Source organism: Prevotella sp. P4-51 (assembly GCF_002251455.1).
Lineage (GTDB): Bacteria > Bacteroidota > Bacteroidia > Bacteroidales > Bacteroidaceae > Prevotella.
On the sequence record NZ_NPJM01000040.1, the window covers coordinates 83,234 to 105,942 of the forward strand.

Here is a 22,709-nt window from a genome sequence, read left to right on the forward strand (position 1 = left end):
CTCGCCGGGCGCCATGCCGGCAAACTTGCGGAAATTGCGATAAAAGGACTGCTCGCTGGAGTTCTTACCCTATGCTGCTCTTAAGGTGATTGTAGACTGCAAGTACAAGGTTATACATTTTTCGTAGTATTCGGGACTTCCCTCCCCCATTTTTTTGTTGCGGAAAGGCTGAGCGGGGTGACTCGGGCTGACGGCATCAAGGAGGAATGTCAACAAAGAAAGAAAAAAACGACTGCCTCGCTGTAGCAAACACCGGGAAGTGCGAGTCTAAGGATTAGAAAGATTTGAACAATAAAGATATGAATCCTAAAGAACAACAATTCGCGCAGGTCGTCAAGGACAATCGCAGCACAATATATGTGGTGTGCTACATGTTCTCCAACGACGCCGAAGAGGTGGCTGACCTCTTTCAAGAGGTGCTGGTAAAGCTATGGAACGGCTATGATTCATTCCAAGGCAAGAGCGATATCAAGACCTGGATATATCGCGTGACTCTCAACACCTGTGTCACCATAGACCGCAAGAAGCGCAGGCGCAACAGGGCTATGCTGTCTATGGATGTCGACTATTTTGACAGTCAGGAACAGGAAACGGCACAAGTGAGAATACTGCACGAGCGCATTGCCCGGCTGCAGCCACTGGACAGAGCCATCATCCTGTTGTGGCTCGAACAAATAAGCTACGGCGAAATAGGCGAAATCGTCGGCATAAGTGCAAAGAACGTGTCGGTGAGGCTGGCAAGGATAAGAGTGCAACTGAAGAATATGTCTAACGAATAATCAGTAACAAATATGGAGAACAACCAGAATTATACCGAGCTCGAGATTATACGCTCACAGATGGCACAATTCAAGGAGCAGCTCGACAAACAGAAGATAGTGAACGAAAAACTCATCATCAAGTCGATGAAAAGCAGCATGTCGTGGATTAAGAAATTTGTATACATAGAGATATGCACTCTACCCCTCATCGCCATCGCATGGCTGGGCATCAAGATGTATGCCAACCTCTCATGGCTGAACTACGGTTTCCTCATGACGGTATTGGTCATAGACATCTTCGCCGACTATCGTATCAACATCTCTGCATTGAGCGATGCTGACTATAGCCGGAACAACCTGGTCACCACAATCACAAAACTCACACGCATGAAGCGTCTGCGCGTCATCCAGATGATATTTGAGATACCTGCCATCGTGGTGTGGCTGGTGTGGAGCGGCATCGAGGCGCTGACACATCTGCCTGCGGAGGCTTTCGAGTTTGAACAAAATTCTATATATGCCGGTATTGTAGGCGGCATCATTGGTGCTATCGGCGGCATCGTCCTCGCCTATCGCATCTTCTCGAAAATGCAGCGCAGCAACGATGAGGTAATAAGACAAATCAACGAGCTAAACGCATAGGTGCACATAAGCAACAGACGCAAAGACAGACATCACAACTGAAGTGTCGCCAGCAACGATTTGCTTGCGATGCTTCAGTTGTTTATTATATATAGGTGTGCCTATTGAGATGAACTAACGCGCTCAGCGGATTGACCAGACGATTGCGCCCGGTCATAGACATTCGGGGAGAATACAGGACAGTGGTCAGGTCGATATCACCCAAACTATCAAATAATGTGGGCACATCTCTGATTATGGCCAGAAAGGCGGCATCAGCCAATAACAGGGTAAGATAGTTAGCAGTTACAGGCAAATGAGCTTAATTCGGACATACACAAAAGTGTAATTCTTCCGCCATCCACCTCGGAAATACACTTTTGTGTCAAAGGCGTCGTCGGCGTTTTCCCTACTTTTGCACTCAGAATAATATAAAAGTACGGAAATATGAACAAGAAACTGATAGTCGCAGCATTGTGCCTCACGGCAATGACGCAGACGATGGCGCAGAACATCACTGGTAAGGTGGTGGGTACCAAGGGCGAGCCTTTGGCGTTTGCTAATGTAGTATTATTGAACAGAACAGACTCGGTGTTCGTCAAGGGCGCAGTGAGTGGAGCGGATGGCGGTTTTGTCATCGACTCTTCCTGCAACGGCGGAATCATCAAGGTGACATCTGTAGGCTATAAGACCGTCTGCAAGGATTGCACAGGCGAGAATGTAGGCATCATCAAGATGGAAGAAGACAGCAAGATGCTCGGCGAAGTAGTCGTGAAGTCATCCCTGCCTAAGACCATCCTGAAGAATGGTGGAATGACAACAACCGTTGTCGGCTCCATACTTGAGAAGGCAGGAACAATGGAGCACCTGCTTGACCGCATCCCTAACGTGTCTGCCCAGAATGGCAGCATCAAGGTATTCGGACGCGGTGAGCCTGTTATCTATATCAATGGACGACAGATGAGGGATAAGAGCGAGCTGGACCGTTTGCATTCCGATAACATCAAGTCGGTGGAAGTCATCACCAATCCTGGTGCCCGTTACGCAGCCAGCACCAAGGCGGTCATCCGTATCACGACGAAGAAGATACAGGGTGAAGGATTCGGATTCGATGCGAAGACTACTGGTGAATATGATGAGAAGAATAACTTCGGCGGGTTTAGCCAATTGAATATGAGCTATCGCAAGAATGGCTTAGAGCTGGGCGCATACGCCTTTGGAGCAAGACAATACCAACCAGACAATAAAGACTTACAGCAGAAGACTTATCTTGACAAGACTTGGAACCAGAAAAGTGAGATAAGACAAGTAGGTATTATCGAAGCCATGAACTTTCGTCTGGATGCCAGCTACCAGTTGGATGCCAACAACTCTATAGGTGCCAACTTTGGTTTTCTTAGAAATCCTAAGCAAACATGGAACGGCGATATGAGTTCTTCTATATTGCAAGACGAAGAATTGTCTGAAAATTCTGACAGTCATGCTGATTTCTTTTGGCAGAAGAATAATCTTTCAAGCAATATTTACTATGTAGGAAAGATTGGTAAGCTCAGCATCGATTTCAATACAGATTGGCTATGGTCGAAGGAATACCAGAACGATGTTACCAAAGAGCAATACCAGGAAGTGGGGATGAATGCACAAAGCCAAACGGCTCATAGCTTGACTAACAAGGACTATCATCTGCTCGCTTCCAAACTGGTGCTTTCTTACCCATTATTAGGAGGTAATTTGTCTTTGGGTGGTGAATATTCCAATACCCATCGTACCTCAAAGTATCAAGTGGTGCCAACTAACTTGGTATCGGATGACAACAGCCGTATTACAGAATGTATGACATCTTCATTCTTGACCTATTCAAGAGATTTCGGTAATCTGAGTTTGGAGGCAGGTATGAGATACGAGTACATCGACTTCAATTACTATGAATATGGCAAGTATGTGCCTGGGCAAAGCAAGTCGTATGGCAATTGGTTCCCATCCATCAGCTTGTCGATGCCTGTAGGCAAGGTACAGATGCAATTGAGCTATGCAGCCGACATTAATCGTCCTTCCTATCATAATTTGCGCAGTGGCATTCAATATGACAACCGATACACGTATGAAACGGGAAATCCATTTCTGGTATCTCAGATAAGTAGAAATCTCAACTACGAGTTGGCTTACAAATGGTTGACATTCGATATGACCTACAGCCATACTTCCAATCCGATTATATCCACAGTGGAGACTTATAAGGATAATCCTGCAATAGGCTTGATGAAGCCAGTAAATGGGAATTCGTATAATGACGTAGCTGCATCCATCAACTTGCGCCCTTCGTTTGGCATTTGGTACCCTTCGCTTACAGCATCCATTGATAAGCAATGGTTTGACATGGAGACGCACGATGGGAAATCACTCAACAAGCCAATGGCTTCATTCCGTTTTGACAATACGCTCAACACCAAATTAGGAATGTTTACATGGATGATGTCGTATATTACAAAAGGCCATAATGAGAACCTGTATCTGTACAAGCCTATGTTTTGTACGAATGTTTCCGTATATAAGGCTTTCTTGAAAAACCGTTTGTCGTTTCAGCTCTTCATCTATGATTTGTTTGGAACAAACAATAGTCACATGATTGCTCATTTTGGCAAAATGAAGGACATGATTGTTGATATACAGTCAACAAGCAAAGTGTCGCTTACTGTACGGTATAAGTTCAACATAACAAGAAGCAAGTATAAAGGTACAGGTGCCGGAGAAAGCCAGAAGAACAGAATGTAATCTGTCTGTCTGCAGCATCCGGTAATGGTGTAATGACAATAAATCTCTCTATAAATGAACAACCCAATAAAATTGTTGATTAGTGGCGCAGACATGGGAGGCTTGATAGCTTCCTGTGCCTTGCACCATGACTTCCATGAAAGCCCTCGGCAGGAAGATAGATTTCATATCTATCGCATAGAAAAGGATACGCTGACGATGGAAGATGTGGCTGCATGCGACTTGTCGGGCATCTGGTATGCGGTGAATGCAACCTTGCATAACAACGAAACCTCTTTCGCTTTCGATGAGAAATGCAAGGAGCGGGGCATCACCGTTATCCATGCCATCAATCTTGGCAAGGCAGCCTTTCTCGCCGTAGAGAAACCGAATGTCTATCCATTCAGCGAAGTGATGAAAAGAGAAACGGATGATTTCCGTTGCTCACTGGGCAAGTATATCTCGCAGTACGGTATGTTCTGGCAGATGCCTGTACCTTGTGAAGCCATCAGGCATTATTCTGAGAAGTCTTTTCCGCAACTGGGCATCGGGGCATGCATTGCCGCCGGCTACTGTGTCAACATTCTCGCGAACCTTACGGAAGGCAAGGAGGTGAAATACTTCCCCAAGTTCTATCTCTCGCCATCGTTGGAAGAGATATGATTCATATATCAGGAGTTTTAGGAGTTAACTTCCATACAGCCTGACATTATATCATCTGATAATTGACGGCATGAAACAGCGCCTCGGCAATGTTCTTCACGCCCATCTTTGCGAAAAGGTTGCGCTTGCAAGCCTTTATTGTATCCTCCGATTTGCAGAGTCGGTCGGCGATATTCTTCATCGTGTAACCTTGGGCAGACAATCTCAAGACATCTCTCTCGGTCTCGCTCAAGGTTATGCCTTCTTTCTTTTCCCACTTGTGGCGCGAGGTGGAATATTCATAATAGCTACTCTCACCATTCTTCTGCATAATGATATGTCCTGGTTCATCAGTAGCTGCCAACGATACGGTGCAGAGGGCGAGCCAGATTCTTCCGTCATCAGATAGGAGGATAGGAGTAAGGTGATGATGAAACAATCGGCTGTGCCTGCCATTGATAAGATGAAAGTCGTATGAGATGGTATAGTCCAGCCGGTCGTCCACTGGCAATTCGTTGAAAAGGTCGAAACCTTTCTTGTTCACTTCGAGCAGCATCTGCAGGTCGTCTTCCGGAACATGGTCGATATACATCTGATAGCCGGCCTCCATCAGTTGCTCGGGTTCCAATCCGCAGAGATAAGCAAGGTTATCGGATGCATAGACGAAATCCTGATGAAAATAGTCGATGATATAGACGCACTGGTAGGTGCTGCGGGCAAAAGCCTTTACTGCATTCACCAATACTTCTACCTTGGCGTAATCCTCCTTACTGATATGATTCACCTCGTTGGAATGGAGGAAGAAATTGCCTTTTTCTTTATTCATAAGCCACTTGATTATTATCCTCGCCTACAAAAGTACAGCATTTTCCCCAATTATGCGTCTACGACATCGCATAATTATGGGGCAGCTGGCTGTTTTTTTACCCGTTGGAGAATACTTATGGCGAGCGTACAGCCAAAACAGCGACCTACGCCGAAGCGTAAGTCGCTGTAACAGAAGCGTGGACCAGACTGGGCTTGAACCAGGGGCCTCCAGATTATGAGACCAATAGAATGATAGTCCGTGATATTTTGTTATTATAAACTTTTGATGATAATCAACGAGTTATCTCCACTTGATATATTATACTATACCATTGAATATCCATGACTCAAACAGTTTGTTTACGCATTGTTTACGCAGATATCGGAGGAATTCTCTTAACCCACACAAACACTTTATTCAGAGGCTATAAATCCAAACTGTTTTCTTTGAGCAAGAAATCGAAAAGCCCGATTGTAAGAATACCTTCTTCATTTCGACGGGGCATGATGTGGTCTTTAACAATGATAATTTTCTTGAAAGAGTCATCTATGCTCATCAGTGATCGGGATTCTTGTATCTCTTCCATGCCATTCCTTATTTTTGCCAATATTGGCATTTTTTTGGTAATGCAAAGGTAGCGGATTTAATTCAGGTCGACAAACCTTCACGACTAAAAAAGGTCAATGTTGGCATTTTTTAGTCGTGCAATATAGTATGTACACGGAATTTTTGGCAATATTGCCACTTTTTCCCTGTATTAGATAGTGTACGACTCGTTTTCAAGTCTAATTTATGCTTCTACAGCAAGTATGATAGTTAAACAATCTCAAAGAAACTCCATTTATTTGGCAATCTGTAAAAAAGCCATTACCTTTGTCATCGCCTTATGTATTTAGGGCAAGCCATGACCATAAGGGTGTTCTTTCCTATTATTGGGGAAAGTGAGTTTACCAAACCTTCGTAGAAGGGTTATTCTATTCCGTGAATCGTTGTGTAATGGAAATCATTATAAGCAACATACTGTCAGTACCTATAAATCGTCAGAATCTATCTGTATTTGGTATAAAACTCTACCACCTACAGAACGATATACATACAGGTAAGTAACACCAGCTTCTAATCTCTCCGTATTTCCATCTTTCAGAGCCTGAATCATAAGTGCTTTGCGCTGATTGATAAATTCAGCGGTTATTACGGATTCGTCTATTTCTTGAGTGTAATCATAATAAAAGGTTTGTGTGTGTGTCGCCTCATCATATGAAACATGGGTGAACAATGTTCCTTCTGCTACTATAATAGGCAGTCTGGCATTAGTCTCGTCTATTTCTTCCTGTGTTGGCAAAACATTATTGTCTTTATCATAAATATCATTTGGCCAAGATTCATCTAACGATGATGTACAGATTTCATCTGCCTGCTTTTCATCCCTTAAAACATAAGATTTTTCTTGATAACGCACATATATCATTATACCCCAGGCTAAAATCAACAATGAAACGATGCTATAAGCAACATTTCGAGATTTCAGTTTCGTGAAAACACATAATAAGCATCCTAACAAAAAAGCTACGCCACCTGTAAACGAAAAATTCCACATCCATTCCTGGACGTCACATAACGTATAAGGAAATAATAAATATGCTATCAAAAAAGGAATCAGACCCCCAAAAACCGCCATTATTGTACCCAATATTACCTTAAAAAATTGCAAGACAACCCTTTTCAACTTATAATATGAAGTGTTGCTGTATGACACTTTCACACCGCAATAGATACAATACTTTGAATCAGCATCAATCATATAGCCGCAGTAACGGCAATATGATTGATTATTACAGTTTTGCATATACTTCTATTTGTTTGTTATAGCTTTTTTCCGCATTTCTTACAGTACACAGCGTCCTTGTTAGCCACTTTTTCCCCACAGAAACGACAATATCTCATTTGGGTATGTTCTTTTTCTTGCGATGCCACATTTATTGCATCCGCAGACATAGCCGTCGTTGTAGGCGTGCTTTCTGCGGTTTCTGCCGGTTTTGAAATGTCTTCTGCCATTGTGCTGTGTGGCATATAGCGAGTATCTTCATCCTGTGATATTTCATTTTCCTCAATTCTTACTGGAATACAGGATGTGTGCTCCATTTGTGCCTCTTTTAACTTTTTCAACATAAATGGGTTACGTCCATACTCATTGTCATCATCGCTTGGAAATATATTTCTTATATTGATGATAATAAGCCCTACCCAAACTCCCAACAAGCACCAGAAGAAAGCTCTGGCAGACCACCCCGTATCGTGCAATCGTCTTACGCATACACAATAGTTCGGTACCACTGTAAATGCAAAGAACAACATCCATACTATGGCAAATGCACCAGCCGTATCGCCTTTTGTCGCAAACATCATAGTTATACCGAATATTATGACACACCACCATAATAATTGAAACCACCAATACTCTGCACGTGTGGCACGCCCTTCACTGTCAAAATACTTTTTGAAGCACGTCTTGATTGATTCACTAAATGTCATCATGTTAATTGATTTTTATAGTTGATAATATTTTTTCTATAAGAGGCTTGTATAAACTCTCATGACACGAGTCGTAACCGAATGATATACTTGCGCAAGCGTTTGTTCCGTTTTCTTGATACGACAGTATTTTCACGACAACTGGGTCGCCTGTGGAAAGAAAACCCCCAGAAGCGTAATGGCTGTAATTTATTTCGCCAAAACGTTTTCCATTGACATTTACTATTGAGAACCCTTGCCATTTAAGAATGACGATTCCGCTCTGCGCCAACGAATACGTCATTGCATTGTTCGCCTCTTCATCTGTCACATCATATATACTTTCGTCTTGTGGCCCTATTGATACGGAAATAGAAAAATATCCACTGTCTGTGTCCAGTTTGTAGACTTTCAAATTTTCGTTTGTAGACAAAGTCTCTTCCAATCGCATGCGTTCCGGCATTTCCAGTTGGAGGGCATCTCCAAAGAAATACCATGGTTTCATTTTAATATGCACGGGCATGCTTTTTATTATTCCCTCATTCCAACTTTGCAAATTGCGAATCAAGTCTTTCTGCTTTTCGTGCTCGGCGTAAGTTAGTTGTCGCCGAACATTCATTGCGTAAGAGTCTGTTTTCAGCCGACCACGCTTTTGTATAGTTGCCGCTGTCCAATTGCCCTCCCCGTCAAATTGGGTATATTTGAAAAAGGTTGTGTCAGCAGGAGTATACGTTTCGTCGTATGCTTGCAATTTTAGATGATTGTATTTGCATACTATCATATCTATATCGCCTCTTTTGTTATAGGTTACAAACCTCTCAAAGATTAATTTTCCGTCATGCTCATTCTTTTGTTTCACGATGCGCCCCATACTGTCATTTTCATAACTCCAGCCATCAGCCAACTCATTTACATTAATATTTATAGGATTATATAATGTTAGCGGTCGTGTAATTTCTGGATTTCTATATATCGTGTTTCCCATATTGTCAAACACAATAAGTTCAGACAGTTTACCTGCTTTGTCAAATGTCATTGAGCTTTGTCCACAGAACGAATACACTGCGTCATTTCTGATACTGCGATGGAAATCAACCTTATCTATATCTGTGTACAGCCATTCACTTATGGGGATTGTTGTCTGTGTCGAAACCTCAAGTTTCACAACATTGCCTTTTATATTCAATCGATTCAAATCTGTCTGTTCATCAGTGGAGCATGCCACAAGAAAAGCGAGCAATCCACAGAATAATATACATTTCATTTTCATGATTATTTAGCTGTTACTGGTATTGTTGGTTCTGAGCTATATTTTTCATCATAGTTGTTCCACTTCTCCTTGTAAATAAAAGCGTCTGATGACCCATTGATTTGCTGGAGATTAACGTCAACTACACCACTTATCCTTACAGGGGCGGAATAAAAAACACCTGTATTTTGAAGAAATATTAGCAATAGTTCAATAGTAATAGCTATAAATACGCTCAGAAATAAAACATCTCTTATTTGAGCATAATACATTTTCAGAAAGCTTTGTTGTTTGATTATTTTTCCCCCACAAAACGTACAAAACTTAGAATCATCAGGGATTTCTTTTCCACAGTTTTTGCATTTCATAGTTCCAAACATATCTCCTTTGACTCCTTAGGAGAAATTTAAACGTTATACAATAGTTTGATATACAAAAAATAAGAAACGTGGAGCCAGTCCTGTCACTCGTCCCACAGTGTAAAGGCCTTCGCATTGCCCTGCCAGTCGAAACGAGCAACGCCGAAAGCCCCACGTTGATGTAAGTATATAAATCCCCCAATGACAACGAACAGTATAACCGTCCGAAACCAATAAGGGCTGTATACAATACACCCCATGAGGCGTTCCCGTTGCTTTGTTTTTGACTAGCAGTTGAGAGTTTGCGAAGTTCTTACACTGTCAAAACCAAAGCGTACAGTTACGCCTTATTATGTATATGTCTACCCAACCTCTGCCCATCGGGGCTTTCGGTATGAGTATAGACATCGCAAAGATAAGGCTTTTGCATGACAATGTATCATGTTTCAATGAAAAATTTATTGGAATGAAGCAAATTTCTTCAATCGCATATTAAAACAAGACATGATATAACATCTTATGGAATGATGGGGAGTTTCATAAAATATCACAGCGTAAACATCCAACAACTCAAACAGTTTGATTTACGCATTGTTTACGCAGAAACCAATAGAGTAGATGTGGGGAGTTACCCCCAGCACCTCTCATTGCACCGTACGTACGGGTCTCGTATACGGCGCTACATACATATAGGAGAACGCAAACTCTGATACAAGGCATAAGGGTCGACCAAGCCATGTCGGCCCTTGCTTTTATCAGTCCTGTTAACTCTCGGTAACCCTAATACTTGGGGGCTGAGGAGGAAGTTTATGGTGGATAGCCCGCACTGTCGGTACCAACCCAACCTTGTCATTGAAGCTTGATAAATTGCATCGTCCGTGATTCTACTCTTGATGATTGACTTTATCTTCAGCAGATTCTTGAGGATAGTACTGCATTTCTTCCATTGCTTTACAATGACCACTCTAACCTTGTGGCGTAACCAAGGACCAAATACATCTCGGAGATAAGTCGCCATACTACCTATGTGGTAATAGTTAACCCATCCTCTTATGACTTGATTTAATTTTGTGAAGATGTAAGACATTGGTTGAGCAGTTGCTCTCTTGCGAACTAAAACTTGCTTCACCTTGGTTTCCAACTTCTTCTTGGCTGCATCTGTAGGTCGGCATTCCCAACCTCTCGTGCTTTTCCAAAATGTAAAACCCAAGAATACACTCTTTGTGGGTCTGACCACCTTGGTCTTCGTTGCACTTACCTTGAGCCTTAGTTTTGATTCGAGCCAACGACTCACTGATGCCATTACCCTATCCGCTGACCTTTCGCTCTTGACAAATATGTCAAAGTCGTCCGCATAACGGACAAAACGTAACTCTCGACTTTCGAGTTCCTTGTCGAGCTTGTCAAGGTAAATGTTGGACAGAATTGGGGATATGCAACCACCTTGGGGAACTCCCTCTGTGGTCGCACTGACAAAACCTCCCTCCATTACACCAGACTTTAGGAACGAGCGAATTAGATGGAGAGTGGCAGAATCATTGACCTGCTCACGTAGGATTGAAATTAGCTTGTCGTGATTGACCGTGTCAAAGTACTTTTCTATATCAAAGTCCACTACCCACTCATACCCTGCATTCAAGTAGTCCAATGCTTGGTTGATTGCCTGATGGCAACTGCGATTCGGTCTGAAACCATAGCTATGCTCACTAAACAGTGGTTCATAGATGCGGTTTAGCACTTGGGCGGTCGCCTGTTGCACCACACGGTCTACTACTGTAGGGATGCCCAAGGGACGTTGCTTTCCATTGGGCTTGGGGATAAATACACGTCTTACGGGGGATGGCTTGTATTGCTTTCGGCATATGGATTGCTTTATCGCATCCATATGCAGGGGCATATACACGTCAAGTACATCTACCGACATCTTATCTATGCCGGAAGCACCTTTGTTGCGCCTGACAGACATCCAGGCTTCCCAGAAATTCCTTGCTTCTACAATCTCGTTTACTAATTCCATTTGCTGCTTTTCGTTCTGCTTGTAAATTTACGTTGAAACGTTCTCGTTACTTCTGACCTTGAAAGATTACGGTTCTTCCACATACGTCATACCTCACATCCGAACTATCAACGCATTGCTTACAGCGATTTGCACTATACATACATTAGTCCCTTCGGTACTGGTGAGGCACCTACTATGGACTCAGCTGACTCCCATCCATAAACTTTTTATCGCACGTGAGCTGACACGCTGGATGGGCCTCTCGGGGTAAGGCACTAACCTGCCGACTTCACAACCTCTCAGTTTACTGTTTTGGGGGATACGTTTACCATTCGGACTTCAACTTGTTTCGCAGTCTTATCCTTTCCCATTTAGCCTTATACCAAGTTCCTGTTCGTAGGCTCGATAGTCTCGCTATTGGCTTCCTTCATCCTTGACATTACTGTCAACGACTTGCCATTCGCTTCGCTTGGCGATAAATACCTGCGACTGGATTTGAACCAGTTAGGTTAGTGTCATGCCCGACACACGAAAAAAGCACTTGCGATTTCTCGTAAGTGCTTAATTCTGTGGGTGGACCAGCCAGGGCTTGAACCTGTGACCTCCAGATTATGAGACCAATAGAATGATAGTCCGCGATATTCCGTTATTATAAACTTTTGTTGATAATCAACGAGTTATCTCTATTTGATGTTTTGTGGCATGCCATTGAATATCCATGACTCAAACAGTTTGTTTACGCATTGTTTACGCAGAAATCGGAAGAATTCTCTTATCCCACACAAACACTTTATTCAGAGGCTATAAATCCAAACTGTTTTCTTTGAGCAAGAAATCGAAAAGCCCAATTGTAAGAATACCTTCTTCATTTCGACGGGGCATGATGTGGTCTTTAACAATGATAATCTTCTTGAAAGAGTCATCTATGCTCATCAGTGATCGGGATTCTTGTATCTCTTTCTCCCTATCCGGAATTGACAAGGCTGATTGTACATAGTACTTTTTACTGCCGAGACTGGCGATAAAATCCACCTCCAGTTGGATGCGGCCCCACTTGCCGTTTTTGTCTTGCTTCTTTATTTCCACCATTCCGACATCCACACTATAGCCACGTGTGATAAGCTCATTGTAAATGATGTTTTCCATGATATGCGTCTCCTCTTGTTGGCGCATATCCAGAATGGCATTTCTCAAACCTATATCTGAGAAATAGTATTTGGAGAGTGTATTGATATATTTCTTACCTTTTATGTCGTAGCGGATGGCCTTGTTTAGAAGGAACGATTCAGATAAGTAATTGAGATAATTTGAAATGGTCTTGTTCGAGATATTAACATTCTTTACACTTTTGAAGGTGTTTGATAGTTTTGTCGGATTGCATGGCGAGCCAATGGAAGAAGCCATAATGAGCACCAACTCGCGCATTTCGTCTTCGTTCTGTACCTTATGCCTCTCTATAATATCAGCCAGATATACTGTTTCAAACAAGTTTTTAAGATATCCTATTTTCTTCTGCTCTGTGTCAAATGACTGGATAAGGGGCAAACCACCATAGGTGTAATATTCACGCCATGCATCTTGTTTATCACCTCCAATGGCAGAATAGAATTCGGAAAAAGACAGTGGATTCACATGTATCGTTTCGCCTCGGCCTCGGAACTCTGTGGGTATATCTGATGATAGGAAGTGAGAGTTACTGCCTGTTACATATGTGTCAGCATTATCAATATGACGGAAACTGTTCAATACATCCACGAACTCATCCATCAGTTGCACTTCATCTATAATGATGTAGTACGGCAGACTATCCTTAATCCTGTCGTGAACATAATGGAGCATTGTGTCAGGATTTCGTAGCTCTTTGTTCAAACGGTCTTCAAGATCAATGCGGATGATATGGTCTTTAGCCACTCCATTATCCAACAAATAGTGATAGAATAAAACATTCAGCAGATATGACTTACCACATCTGCGGATTCCGGTAATCACTTTGATAAAGCCGTTTTGCTGGCTATCTATCAACTGCTTAAGATATCTGTCTCTTTTTATCTCTTCCATATCATTCCTTATTTTTGCCAATATTGGCACTTTTTGGTAATGCAAAGGTAGCAGATTTAATTCATGTCGCCAAGCCATCACGACTAAAAAATGCCAATTCTGACATTTTTTAGTCGTGCAAGATAGTATGTACACGGAATTTTTGGCAATATTGCCACTTTTACTTTGTTCTAGATAATGTACGACTCGTTTTCAAGTTTAATTTATGCTTCTACAGCAAGTATGATAGTTAAACAACCTCAAAGAAACTCCATTTATTTGGCAATATATTAAAAAGCCATTACCTTTGCTATTGCTATGCATTTAGGGCAAGCCATGACCGTAATGGTGCTCTTCCTTATTATTTGTGGAAAGTGTGTTTGCCTAACCTTCGTAGAAGGGTTATTCTATTCCGTGAATCGTTGTGTAAGGAGAGTGCCAGTCGGAAAGCACATAGACATAGATCTTACATGAAAGTCACTTCAGGGGTTGAGACCGATTAGCAGAAGCCCGGTTACCATTCAGCGACAGAAGAGGACAAGATGGCACCGCTGTATATAATGACTTTGCATTTTCTGGCTTATATAAGACAGAAACGAATCATTGTATACAGTGTTTTGTGTATGTATGCCTCACATCGCAAGATTTCTGTAAAGCAGAGGTATGTTGAACAGAAGCAATAAAAAGAAATGGTTAAGTTGACTAAATCCATGCCCATTGTCAAGGAACGCACATGCACAGCTTCTATGGTTCTTGACACGCGGACGAACAGGAAGAACGTAAGCGAGTTTCCTCTGGCCGTCCGTTTTACTATTGACCGCAAACTATTCTATTATCAAGTTGGTGGTTCTTATACTGAGAAGAAGTTTTCAGACATCTGCAATGCTTCAAAGAGTGCATCCGACAATTATCGCATACAAAAAGAATGGAGAGATACATTCGCAACAAAGTACAAGGATTTGTTGGAGAACCTTAACAAGGGTGGCATATTGACGTATGAAATGGTGCGTCAAGCTGTAGTTGAAGGCAATACTTATACAGTACAAACATCAAATAATATAGAGAAGGCACTATCTTTCATTGGCATATGGGAACAGACAATCCGAGAATTGCGTACCAATGACAATGGCGCTCGCTTCACTACCGCAGAAAGCTACGAATACTCCTTGAAGTCTTTTAAGAAAATACTTGGTGACGAGACTGTAAAAGGCTTCGATGTCAGTGCCGCTGAAATTCAGAAATGGAAAGATGGCATGCATGATGGTGTCATTGGCAAAGGAGGAAAAATTGAAGGAAAGATAAGTGATACCACCGCTGGAATATATCTTCGTTGTTGCCGTGCAGTATGGAACCGCTGTGTTAGAGAAGGCTATTTGAAAGACGTTCCTTATCCATTTTCAAACAAGAAGGAGAAAGGACTTGTAAGTATTCCTAAGAGCGCAAAGCGCAGACAAAGCTATCTCAATGTAGAGCAGATGACTGAACTTTACAATCTGTTTGTGACGAAATCATACCCTACACAATGGTCTGAGGAATATACTAAACGAGCACATTATTCTCTTGGATTATTCCTTGTTCAATATCTATGCAATGGTTTCAATATGGCAGATGCAGGCCGACTGACATACAGCGACTATTATTATCAGACTGGAGGCAAGGCATTCCGATTTAACCGCAAGAAAACCGCAGAGCGCAGTATAGATGGTTCAGAGGTTATCATTCCGATTATCGCTCCATTACAAAATATCTTGAATGAAATTGCAGCCAAGCCCAATCGTGGCGCTTTCGTGTTCCCTGATATACTGAAAGGCGCAGAAACAGAGGAAATGCGACGCAAATATACCTCACAAGAGAACTCTAATGTGAAGGACAGAATGGAAAAGATATGCCATGAGGCTTTGCATTGGGACAAATCCATTTGTCCATCAGGTACATGGTGTCGTCATTCGTTTGCCACCAATCTTCACAATGCAGGTGTTGACATGGATTACATTTCAGAAAGTATGGGACATGCTGTTACAGACCATGCCATAACGCAAATTTACATTGAGCATTATCCTTTGGACATTCAGATGGAGAACAACACAAAATTGCTAAAGTTAGAAACGCTGTCAACGGAAAGAGAAGCATTACTTGCAAAACTCTCAAACCTGTCAACGGCAGAGCTTGCAAAGTTATTGGCATAACACATTGATATATATATGTTCAATTTTATAGAGAAGCTTAAAGACTATACAACAAGACGTGACAATACAGACATGATTGTTCGTTCTTGGGTATCGGAAAACAATAGTGCCTATGCTGATTTCAAAAGACGCATAGATGCTATTGCTCATGGTGATATATCTGTGTTGGAACAAATGTTCAGATTGGCAAAAGACTGTATACCACAAGAGGCTTTGGATTTGTATGCATGGTTGAGTAATCTTGACAAAGGGTTAAATATAGATGCGCAACTTCGGTGGGCTGGTAAATATACAAACGTTATAGTTGAATGTTTGACCCAAAAACATTCATGGCTTTCGGTCAATTTGGAAACAGGTGAAGTGGTGGTATCGGCAGATAGAAGACCGGATTGTCTTACGGTATGTGCTGACACGCCTTTGGATTTATGGAGAAGGCTTCCTGCGAATGTTAAAAGCAATATTGTCAGTGCCGTTGATGCTATAATTGATGAATGTGAGCAGTTATGCAATATTGAAAAGGAAAATATATATCAAGGAATAGCATACTTTGCTCAACTATTGCTCTTGTCTCATGTTGCATTTATGGGTGAGTTTTTGGCAAACTTATATGACATGGTTATTGAGGAGAAACACCCTTTGGCTTATTGCATGTATTATTTTGTTGTTGTTGATCATGGATTGACAAAGATGGCAGAAATACTTGATAATATCCTTTGTAATGATAACATCGATCAAAATGGAATGGTATTAATAGGTTGTTGCATAAGGATGCTTGCAGGACAAAGTATTGAAATGGGAGTGGAGACAAAAGCTTCATGGGAAAAGGCTTCCAAGGATTATAGTCCTGATATATGGAAAGAGATTGCCTATGTCATGCACAGCATAAAAGCGAAGCGAGGCAATAGAAAGACAATAAAACCGATAGATGATATTCTCATTGGAGACTGTAAAAAAATAAAAGAAGGCATACGCCTTTTCTTGCATGACAACCAAGAAGATATATGTCTTGCATACCTGCTCTGGGCATTGGTTAAAGCTGGGAAAACAAAACCATCGGTCAAATATATGACCTTTCATCGTGCCATTGAAAGTTTTGCAAGATGTACTTTCGGGCATGATGTGCCACAAAAGCGATATGGAGAAATAAAAGAAATGAGTTTGACAGGGCAGCAACGAGGGAAAAGTTACAAGAAAGCTAAACAACTAATAGACTATTGGACAGAATATTTTATAACCTGCGGATGATTGGAGGAATCCAATTATCCGCTTTCTTTTTGGTTAACGGCTGTTGCATAATGGTTGGTTTGTTTAAGGTAAATGTAAACCGACCAATAAACCGAGACTCCTTTTCTATCTTTGCAAGCGAAATCAATTCTACAAATATGAGTTGAGTTTCAACAACAGTATTATCAACAAAAAGAAACAATATGAATACAAGCATTGACATCAACCAACTCCTACAAAAACCAGTAGCCATGATGACTGGTGAAGAGTTATTCCTCCTTCTTTCTAAAGGTATTGAAAGCAATAACACCAACATGGCGCAGTCCGTTTCCAGAGGAAACTATTATGGTATTGAAGGCATTGCCCGGATATTTGGATGCAGTGTCCCGACAGCCAACCGCATCAAGAAAAGTGGTGTCATAGACAAAGCCATCACTCAAATTGGTCGGAAGATTGTTATAGATGCTGATTTGGCACTGGCATTGGCTAAAGAAGCAGGATGCATTCAGTTAAACGGAAAATGATATGAAGGAAGAATGGAAGCATAAGTTAGTGGTGGAAAGCAACGGCAACGTAGCCAAGACCATCAGCAACCTCAGAATCATTTTCACGCATGATGAAGAGTTGAGCCAGATTAAGTTTGACACCTTCTGCCAGGACGACTTTTCGTTTAGCAAGAGGTTTCAGAATGTGAATGGCGGAAAGATAGATGAGGAATCGGTCGGGAAAATACAAGATTACTTGGAGCAGACATACAAGCTGCGGCTGACGCAGAGCAAGGCGTTTGAGATATTGAAAACAACATCCTCAGAACGAAGTTACAACCCTGTACAAGACTTTATTCTCCAAGAAGATTGGGATTATGTGCCTCGTATCTCCAGAGCTATCATAGATTATTTGGGAGCTGAGGACACACCCCTTGTTCGTGAACAGACAAAGTTGTGGTTTGTTGCAGCTGTCGCTCGTGTGTTTGAGCCTGGATGCAAGTTTGATAATGTGCTTACATTGCCTGGTCCGCAAGGCATAGGCAAAAGTACATTTTTCAAGGCGATAAGCGGAAAATGGTTTAACGACTCATTCTCTTTTGCAAGTGGCGAAAAGGAAAAGGTTGAAACAATTACAAACGGATGGATTATTGAAATAAGTGAGTTGAACGGCATGAAACGTGCCAATGATGCGGAAGCTGCTAAAGCATTCCTTAGTAGATGCAGTGATTATATGCGTCCAGCCTACGGACACAAAGTGATTGAGTTCAAGCGACACAATGTGTTTGCGGCGACAACCAACGAAACCAATTTTCTGCAAGGTGACAACGGTAATCGTAGATGGTGGATAATTCCAGTTAAGGGGAAAGGGCATGTGTCTGAATGGTTGCCAAGACTACAGAAAGTAGTCCCACAGCTATGGGCAGAGGCTTATACCTACTATTGGCAAGACACAAAGTTGTATCTCTGTCCAGAATTGGAAGCAAAAGCAAATGAAGTACAGATGAACCATTCTAATATCCTCACCGACCCAATACTTGAGGACATCCAAACTTATTTAGAACGTGAAGTACCACTGGGTTACTCTTCATGGTCTATACCTGCACGATTGGCTTATCAGAAAGGCTCTTACATTGAACCTACGCCTACGGCAATGCAGCCTATCAATATGGTGTGTGCTCGGCAGATTATTGAGGAACTTCCTAACGATTTGATTCGACGCAATCCGTCAAAATACACTTCGCAATATGTCAACAGACTTATGTCATTGATTGATGGTTGGGAACGGTGTGAACAAGAGAAAGTTAAAGGATTGCATCCTGCTTATTGCGACAAGACGGGAAGAGCCAAACATCCTTGGGTGAGAATTGGCACACTTCAAGTGCAAATGTCAAAGAAAGAGGAAACTCAACATCAAGAAGAATTGCCGTTTTAATAAAAAAAATAAGGGAAGAAAAGAAAGGCTTCGCATCACTTTTGAAAATCGGCAATACTCTTTAATCTGTCCCTTTTCCCTAAAGTTTAACCCAAAAGAATAAAAAGTAAGAAGATAATAATAGTTTGAGCAATAATAAAAGGCGACAAGGGACAATACTTTCTCTTTTCGCCAGCAATACAAATCTTGATATGTAAAGAGAGTTAATCATCATGGTGTACAACCAAACCGATAGCAGTGCTATGCAAGAAATACCAATGTCATACAAACGCACTTCGTTTGTCCGTATGCCAATGGACTTCTTGAACGCTCGCAAGCTCGCATTGGGTTGCACACTTTTATAGAAGCAATACTTGGTATGAATAAGAAAAATATAGAAAAGGAAGCACCGAAATACACGAGCCGCCTGATAGTAAGGCTTACGCCACAGTTTCATAAGGAGATAGCGGAATATGCTGCTCTTTGCGGACTGACAACAAGTGCATACGCACGCAAGCGGTTGGAGGGCAAATATCCCAAACAACGCTTGACAGACAAAGAAATGGAGGCTTTGAACAGCCTTTCGGATGCCAGGGGGGATATACAGAAATTGTTCGGCTTCCTCAAAGGACGTCCGCTTACGGAACGTGAGAACATTCTACGTAGCGAAATCTTTATGAAACGATGGAGAGCAAGCGCAGAGGTAATCTTGAACCGCATGATTGAGATAGAGAAATACTTAACCCAATAGAACATACGACATATATGATAGCAAAAGCAAAGGTAATAAGTCATGGCGCAAATGCCATACGTTACTCAGTGGATAAGTACAAGGCGGAGATTGTAAAGACCAATCTCTTACCCGATGATATTTCCCCAACGGCAATGTGGGCAAGAATGCTTGCCTTGCAGAAGAAGTTTGAGGACAGATTGAACCGTTATCATCCGCTCAAACGGAACATGATACGTATTGAGGTTTCCCCAACCTCGGAGGAAACACAAGGTTGGACAATGGAGGACTGGCAGAGGTTGGCAGACGACTTTATCCGTGAGTTTGATGCGGTTGACCTTTCTGCCAAGTCGAAGCGTAAAAGTGCAAAGGCAACCAATCTCAAAGACAGCCAGTATGTAGTTGCACTTCACCGTGACAGCAGGAGTGGTATTATGCACCTTCACATTGATGCGAACCGCATAGACATAAGGGGCAACGTGAATGATGCCCATTATATCTACGAGAGAGCGATGGCTGCTGCCGCCAAGGTTGGGCAACAGCGTGGATGGAAAGATGCCCAAGAGGTAAGCCGTCAAAATAAGGAAGCGATAACCAATGATTGTCTTTCCGTTTTGGCTAAGATGCCGTACTTTGATTGGGGACTATACACAAAATGCCTCACGCAAATGGGATATGATGTCAAACTGCAATCCGACAATAAAGGACAAGTGCGTGGATATGCCATCAAGCGTGGTAACTCCATTTATAAGTCCTCGGAACTTGGCAAAGGTCGCTGTCTGATGCCCTCAAAGATTGAATGCACATGGGCTAAACTGCATCATCAAGAATTGGAGAAATCAGTTTCAACTCCAACAAAGAATAGCCAACAGCCAAAGATTATGACTGTGCCCAATCCCTTACCCACTGTGGACAACATTCCAAAGATATGTCACTTCGACTTTTATACGGACGAGTTTCATCATTACCCTGTTGATATTGCTCAGAATTGTCTGGATGTCATCGACAAGAATATAGCCTTGGATGGCGACAATGTGTTTGCCAAGATTGGCGATGTACAGAAGACCGCCATTCTTCTCTTTGCTGAATACATTGATGCAGCCACAACCATTGCCGCCCAGTCAGGCGGTGGCGGAGGTGGTGTAACCTCTGGTTGGGGACGTGACAAGGACGAGGATGAACTGTCTTGGGCGCATCGTTGCGCTATGATGGCTAATCGCCTGTGCAGACCTCGCAAGAAGCAAGGATATGGTAGATAACCGAATGTTTAACCAACAACATTGACATTATGCCAATAGGTAAAAGTAAAATCTCAGATATGGATTTCGGTTCTTTCGAGAACTCGATTGACAAGAATATCGAAACGGATAAGGCTTCGGACAAGTTTGACCAACAACTGCGAGCCTACAAGGATGCTGGCAATAGCTTGACTTCAGCAAAATCAGAACTTGAAAAGGCTGCATCTTCTTTACTGGAAGTAAAGGATAACTTGAATAAAGCCACCGATAAAGCGGACGCTGTTACAAAAGCCATTGATAGCTTTATTGCCAAAGTGAGAGATATAAAATTCAAGGCTAAAGTTGATGATGCCGACATTGAAAAACTGACAGATGACAGAAAGAAACTCATTGGCGATGAGTTCAAACTTCTTGAAGACCACCGAAAGGAGAATAAGGATATTCTCACTCGCCATTTCTATGATATGTCTAATATGATGTCAAGGAATGAAGGTGTGTGGTTGTCAAATGGTTGGGTAAAGACTTTGCTTTGGATATTCTTGCCGTGTTTCCTTTATACGGTCATTTCGATTGTTTATCTTGTCGCATCATATATAGACAAGTAAGCAGAGGATGGGGTGATTTGAAATCACCTCATCCCCCGCTTTGGACTGTCAATTCTTAATATCATCAAATGGTAAAGAATTGAATTTATCAAAATCCGAACTGAATAATTTATCTTGTATCACACGATATTTTTCAAACTCTGATTCTGCGAAACTTTTGGCAAATTCAGCAGAAACCTTTCCTGCATCATGTAATACGGCATCACCTCCAGCTTCAAGAATAATATCAATACGTTTAGCCCAATCTTCCATTGTCATGGGTATATGTCGATTTGCCATACGTTCAGCTAAATCAAGTACAGAGTTGACAAGTTTTCCCATATCTTCAAGTTCCACTTGTTTTAGATAGTTTTTGGCGATACTTACATCTGGTTTGACGATTTTACCATCAGGTGCATTTTCCCAAGTAGTCAGTCCCATATGCTCTTTCTCTGCATTGGCTCTTTCTACTATAAGTTCAGCTGCGGTATGCCCATGCACTGCATAATGCATCTTATTCTGAACTTTTTTATAAAACAGACGTGTGGTAGGTGCATCCTTATTGTAGTCAACAGCTGTAGCATATATATCCGTGAGCTTTTGGTAAAATCTTCGTTCACTCAATCTAATCTCGCGTATTTCTGCTAACAAATGCTCAAAATAGTCCTCACCTATGAACGAACCATTCTCCATGCGCTTCTTGTCTATGATATAGCCCCGGAGCGAGAACTGCCGGATAACATAGGTACACCATTGGCGGAACTGTGTGGCACGGATGGAGTTGACTCGATAACCCACGGAGATGATGGCATCGAGGTTATAGAACAACGTGTTGCGCCGAACCTCTCTCGCACCTTCTTGTTGAACTACCGAGATTTTCTCGGTAGTTGCCTCCTTGTTCAATTCATTCGTATCATATATGTTCTTCAGATGCAAACCGATGTTATCAGCGGAACAATCAAAAAGCACGGCCATGGCTTTCTGCGTAGCCCATACCGTCTCTTCCTTATATAGCACCTGAATGCCCTGTTCCTTACCTTCCGCCACGAAAGTCAAGAACTCTGCCGTACTGTTTCGTATTTCAAATTTCTTTGCCATTATTGATTTCCT

The 22,709-nt window shown here is 42.0% G+C and carries 19 protein-coding genes; 11 read left to right on the top strand and 8 right to left on the bottom strand.

The annotated features are described in order from the left end of the window. The first annotated feature begins 299 nt into the window (after positions 1–299). From CIK94_RS05235 to CIK94_RS05250, 4 genes are all read left to right on the top strand, one after another. A complete protein-coding gene (locus CIK94_RS05235; protein WP_094421688.1) occupies positions 300–779 on the top strand; it encodes an RNA polymerase sigma factor in 480 nt (159 codons plus the stop codon). 12 nt (positions 780–791) lie between these two features. Further along, positions 792–1,403 (top strand): hypothetical protein, encoded by a 612-nt coding sequence (locus CIK94_RS05240; RefSeq protein WP_094421690.1) that lies wholly within the window; start codon positions 792–794, stop codon positions 1,401–1,403. 426 nt (positions 1,404–1,829) lie between these two features. Beyond that, on the top strand, positions 1,830–4,154 hold the full coding sequence (locus tag CIK94_RS05245) for a TonB-dependent receptor domain-containing protein (RefSeq protein WP_094421692.1): 2,325 nt from the start codon (positions 1,830–1,832) through the stop codon (positions 4,152–4,154). A 54-nt stretch (positions 4,155–4,208) separates the two neighbouring features. After that, entirely contained in the window at positions 4,209–4,796 is a 588-nt protein-coding gene (locus CIK94_RS05250) for a hypothetical protein (RefSeq protein WP_144008306.1), read from the top strand. A 46-nt stretch (positions 4,797–4,842) separates the two neighbouring features. Here the strand turns inward: CIK94_RS05250 and CIK94_RS05255 are convergent, their stop codons facing one another. The 7 genes from CIK94_RS05255 to CIK94_RS05290 all read right to left on the bottom strand — a co-directional run bounded on the left by CIK94_RS05255 (position 4,843) and on the right by CIK94_RS05290 (position 13,759). Further along, positions 4,843–5,601, bottom strand: coding sequence for a helix-turn-helix transcriptional regulator (locus CIK94_RS05255; protein ID WP_094421696.1), 759 nt, complete (start codon positions 5,599–5,601; stop codon positions 4,843–4,845). Positions 5,602–6,613: 1,012 nt separating this feature from the next. Then, on the bottom strand, positions 6,614–7,261 hold the full coding sequence (locus CIK94_RS05265) for a hypothetical protein (RefSeq protein ID WP_144008307.1): 648 nt from the start codon (positions 7,259–7,261) through the stop codon (positions 6,614–6,616). A 185-nt stretch (positions 7,262–7,446) separates the two neighbouring features. Next, entirely contained in the window at positions 7,447–8,118 is a 672-nt protein-coding gene (locus tag CIK94_RS05270; RefSeq protein ID WP_094385560.1) for a DUF805 domain-containing protein, read from the bottom strand. Position 8,119: 1 nt separating this feature from the next. Continuing rightward, the gene (locus tag CIK94_RS05275; protein ID WP_144008308.1) at positions 8,120–9,358 is read right to left on the bottom strand and encodes a hypothetical protein; all 1,239 of its coding nucleotides are present in this window, start codon (positions 9,356–9,358) and stop codon (positions 8,120–8,122) included. A gap of 8 nt (positions 9,359–9,366) precedes the next feature. Then, on the bottom strand, positions 9,367–9,711 hold the full coding sequence (locus tag CIK94_RS05280; protein WP_216821928.1) for a zinc ribbon domain-containing protein: 345 nt from the start codon (positions 9,709–9,711) through the stop codon (positions 9,367–9,369). 670 nt (positions 9,712–10,381) lie between these two features. Continuing rightward, a complete protein-coding gene (gene ltrA / locus CIK94_RS05285; protein ID WP_094421704.1) occupies positions 10,382–11,719 on the bottom strand; it encodes a group II intron reverse transcriptase/maturase in 1,338 nt (445 codons plus the stop codon). Between the two features lie 783 nt (positions 11,720–12,502). Next, on the bottom strand, positions 12,503–13,759 hold the full coding sequence (locus CIK94_RS05290) for an ATP-binding protein (protein ID WP_094421758.1): 1,257 nt from the start codon (positions 13,757–13,759) through the stop codon (positions 12,503–12,505). Positions 13,760–14,427: 668 nt separating this feature from the next. Between CIK94_RS05290 and CIK94_RS05295 the strand changes: the two genes are divergently transcribed. From CIK94_RS05295 to CIK94_RS05330, 7 genes are all read left to right on the top strand, one after another. Then, positions 14,428–15,924 carry a phage integrase SAM-like domain-containing protein gene (locus CIK94_RS05295; protein ID WP_171033844.1) on the top strand — a complete coding sequence of 499 codons (1,497 nt, stop codon included), beginning with the start codon at positions 14,428–14,430 and terminating at the stop codon, positions 15,922–15,924. 15 nt (positions 15,925–15,939) lie between these two features. Further along, on the top strand, positions 15,940–17,169 hold the full coding sequence (locus CIK94_RS05300) for a hypothetical protein (protein ID WP_094421708.1): 1,230 nt from the start codon (positions 15,940–15,942) through the stop codon (positions 17,167–17,169). A 182-nt stretch (positions 17,170–17,351) separates the two neighbouring features. Beyond that, positions 17,352–17,672, top strand: coding sequence for a DUF3853 family protein (locus CIK94_RS05310; RefSeq protein WP_094421712.1), 321 nt, complete (start codon positions 17,352–17,354; stop codon positions 17,670–17,672). A gap of 1 nt (position 17,673) precedes the next feature. Then, on the top strand, positions 17,674–19,068 hold the full coding sequence (locus CIK94_RS05315; RefSeq protein WP_094421714.1) for a virulence-associated E family protein: 1,395 nt from the start codon (positions 17,674–17,676) through the stop codon (positions 19,066–19,068). Positions 19,069–19,426: 358 nt separating this feature from the next. Continuing rightward, complete coding sequence (locus tag CIK94_RS05320; protein WP_094421716.1) at positions 19,427–19,798, top strand: antitoxin ParD; 372 nt, start codon at positions 19,427–19,429, stop codon at positions 19,796–19,798. A 14-nt stretch (positions 19,799–19,812) separates the two neighbouring features. After that, complete coding sequence (locus CIK94_RS05325; RefSeq protein WP_094421718.1) at positions 19,813–21,036, top strand: relaxase/mobilization nuclease domain-containing protein; 1,224 nt, start codon at positions 19,813–19,815, stop codon at positions 21,034–21,036. A 29-nt stretch (positions 21,037–21,065) separates the two neighbouring features. Continuing rightward, positions 21,066–21,620: a hypothetical protein gene (locus tag CIK94_RS05330; protein WP_229095134.1), complete on the top strand. Its 555-nt coding sequence runs from the start codon at positions 21,066–21,068 to the stop codon at positions 21,618–21,620. Positions 21,621–21,668: 48 nt separating this feature from the next. Here the strand turns inward: CIK94_RS05330 and CIK94_RS05335 are convergent, their stop codons facing one another. Then, positions 21,669–22,697: a virulence RhuM family protein gene (locus tag CIK94_RS05335; protein WP_094421720.1), complete on the bottom strand. Its 1,029-nt coding sequence runs from the start codon at positions 22,695–22,697 to the stop codon at positions 21,669–21,671. Positions 22,698–22,709: the final 12 nt, after the last annotated feature.

Coding starts and splice junctions, on each gene's coding strand:
- CIK94_RS05235 (WP_094421688.1), top strand. CDS start 300: ATGAATCCTAAAGAACAACAATTCGCGCAGGTCGTCAAGGACAATCGC.
- CIK94_RS05240 (WP_094421690.1), top strand. CDS start 792: ATGGAGAACAACCAGAATTATACCGAGCTCGAGATTATACGCTCACAG.
- CIK94_RS05245 (WP_094421692.1), top strand. CDS start 1,830: ATGAACAAGAAACTGATAGTCGCAGCATTGTGCCTCACGGCAATGACG.
- CIK94_RS05250 (WP_144008306.1), top strand. CDS start 4,209: ATGAACAACCCAATAAAATTGTTGATTAGTGGCGCAGACATGGGAGGC.
- CIK94_RS05255 (WP_094421696.1), bottom strand. CDS start 5,601: ATGAATAAAGAAAAAGGCAATTTCTTCCTCCATTCCAACGAGGTGAAT.
- CIK94_RS05265 (WP_144008307.1), bottom strand. CDS start 7,261: ATGGCGGTTTTTGGGGGTCTGATTCCTTTTTTGATAGCATATTTATTA.
- CIK94_RS05270 (WP_094385560.1), bottom strand. CDS start 8,118: ATGATGACATTTAGTGAATCAATCAAGACGTGCTTCAAAAAGTATTTT.
- CIK94_RS05275 (WP_144008308.1), bottom strand. CDS start 9,358: ATGAAATGTATATTATTCTGTGGATTGCTCGCTTTTCTTGTGGCATGC.
- CIK94_RS05280 (WP_216821928.1), bottom strand. CDS start 9,711: ATGAAATGCAAAAACTGTGGAAAAGAAATCCCTGATGATTCTAAGTTT.
- ltrA (WP_094421704.1), bottom strand. CDS start 11,719: ATGGAATTAGTAAACGAGATTGTAGAAGCAAGGAATTTCTGGGAAGCC.
- CIK94_RS05290 (WP_094421758.1), bottom strand. CDS start 13,759: ATGGAAGAGATAAAAAGAGACAGATATCTTAAGCAGTTGATAGATAGC.
- CIK94_RS05295 (WP_171033844.1), top strand. CDS start 14,428: ATGGTTAAGTTGACTAAATCCATGCCCATTGTCAAGGAACGCACATGC.
- CIK94_RS05300 (WP_094421708.1), top strand. CDS start 15,940: ATGTTCAATTTTATAGAGAAGCTTAAAGACTATACAACAAGACGTGAC.
- CIK94_RS05310 (WP_094421712.1), top strand. CDS start 17,352: ATGAATACAAGCATTGACATCAACCAACTCCTACAAAAACCAGTAGCC.
- CIK94_RS05315 (WP_094421714.1), top strand. CDS start 17,674: ATGAAGGAAGAATGGAAGCATAAGTTAGTGGTGGAAAGCAACGGCAAC.
- CIK94_RS05320 (WP_094421716.1), top strand. CDS start 19,427: ATGAATAAGAAAAATATAGAAAAGGAAGCACCGAAATACACGAGCCGC.
- CIK94_RS05325 (WP_094421718.1), top strand. CDS start 19,813: ATGATAGCAAAAGCAAAGGTAATAAGTCATGGCGCAAATGCCATACGT.
- CIK94_RS05330 (WP_229095134.1), top strand. CDS start 21,066: ATGCCAATAGGTAAAAGTAAAATCTCAGATATGGATTTCGGTTCTTTC.
- CIK94_RS05335 (WP_094421720.1), bottom strand. CDS start 22,697: ATGGCAAAGAAATTTGAAATACGAAACAGTACGGCAGAGTTCTTGACT.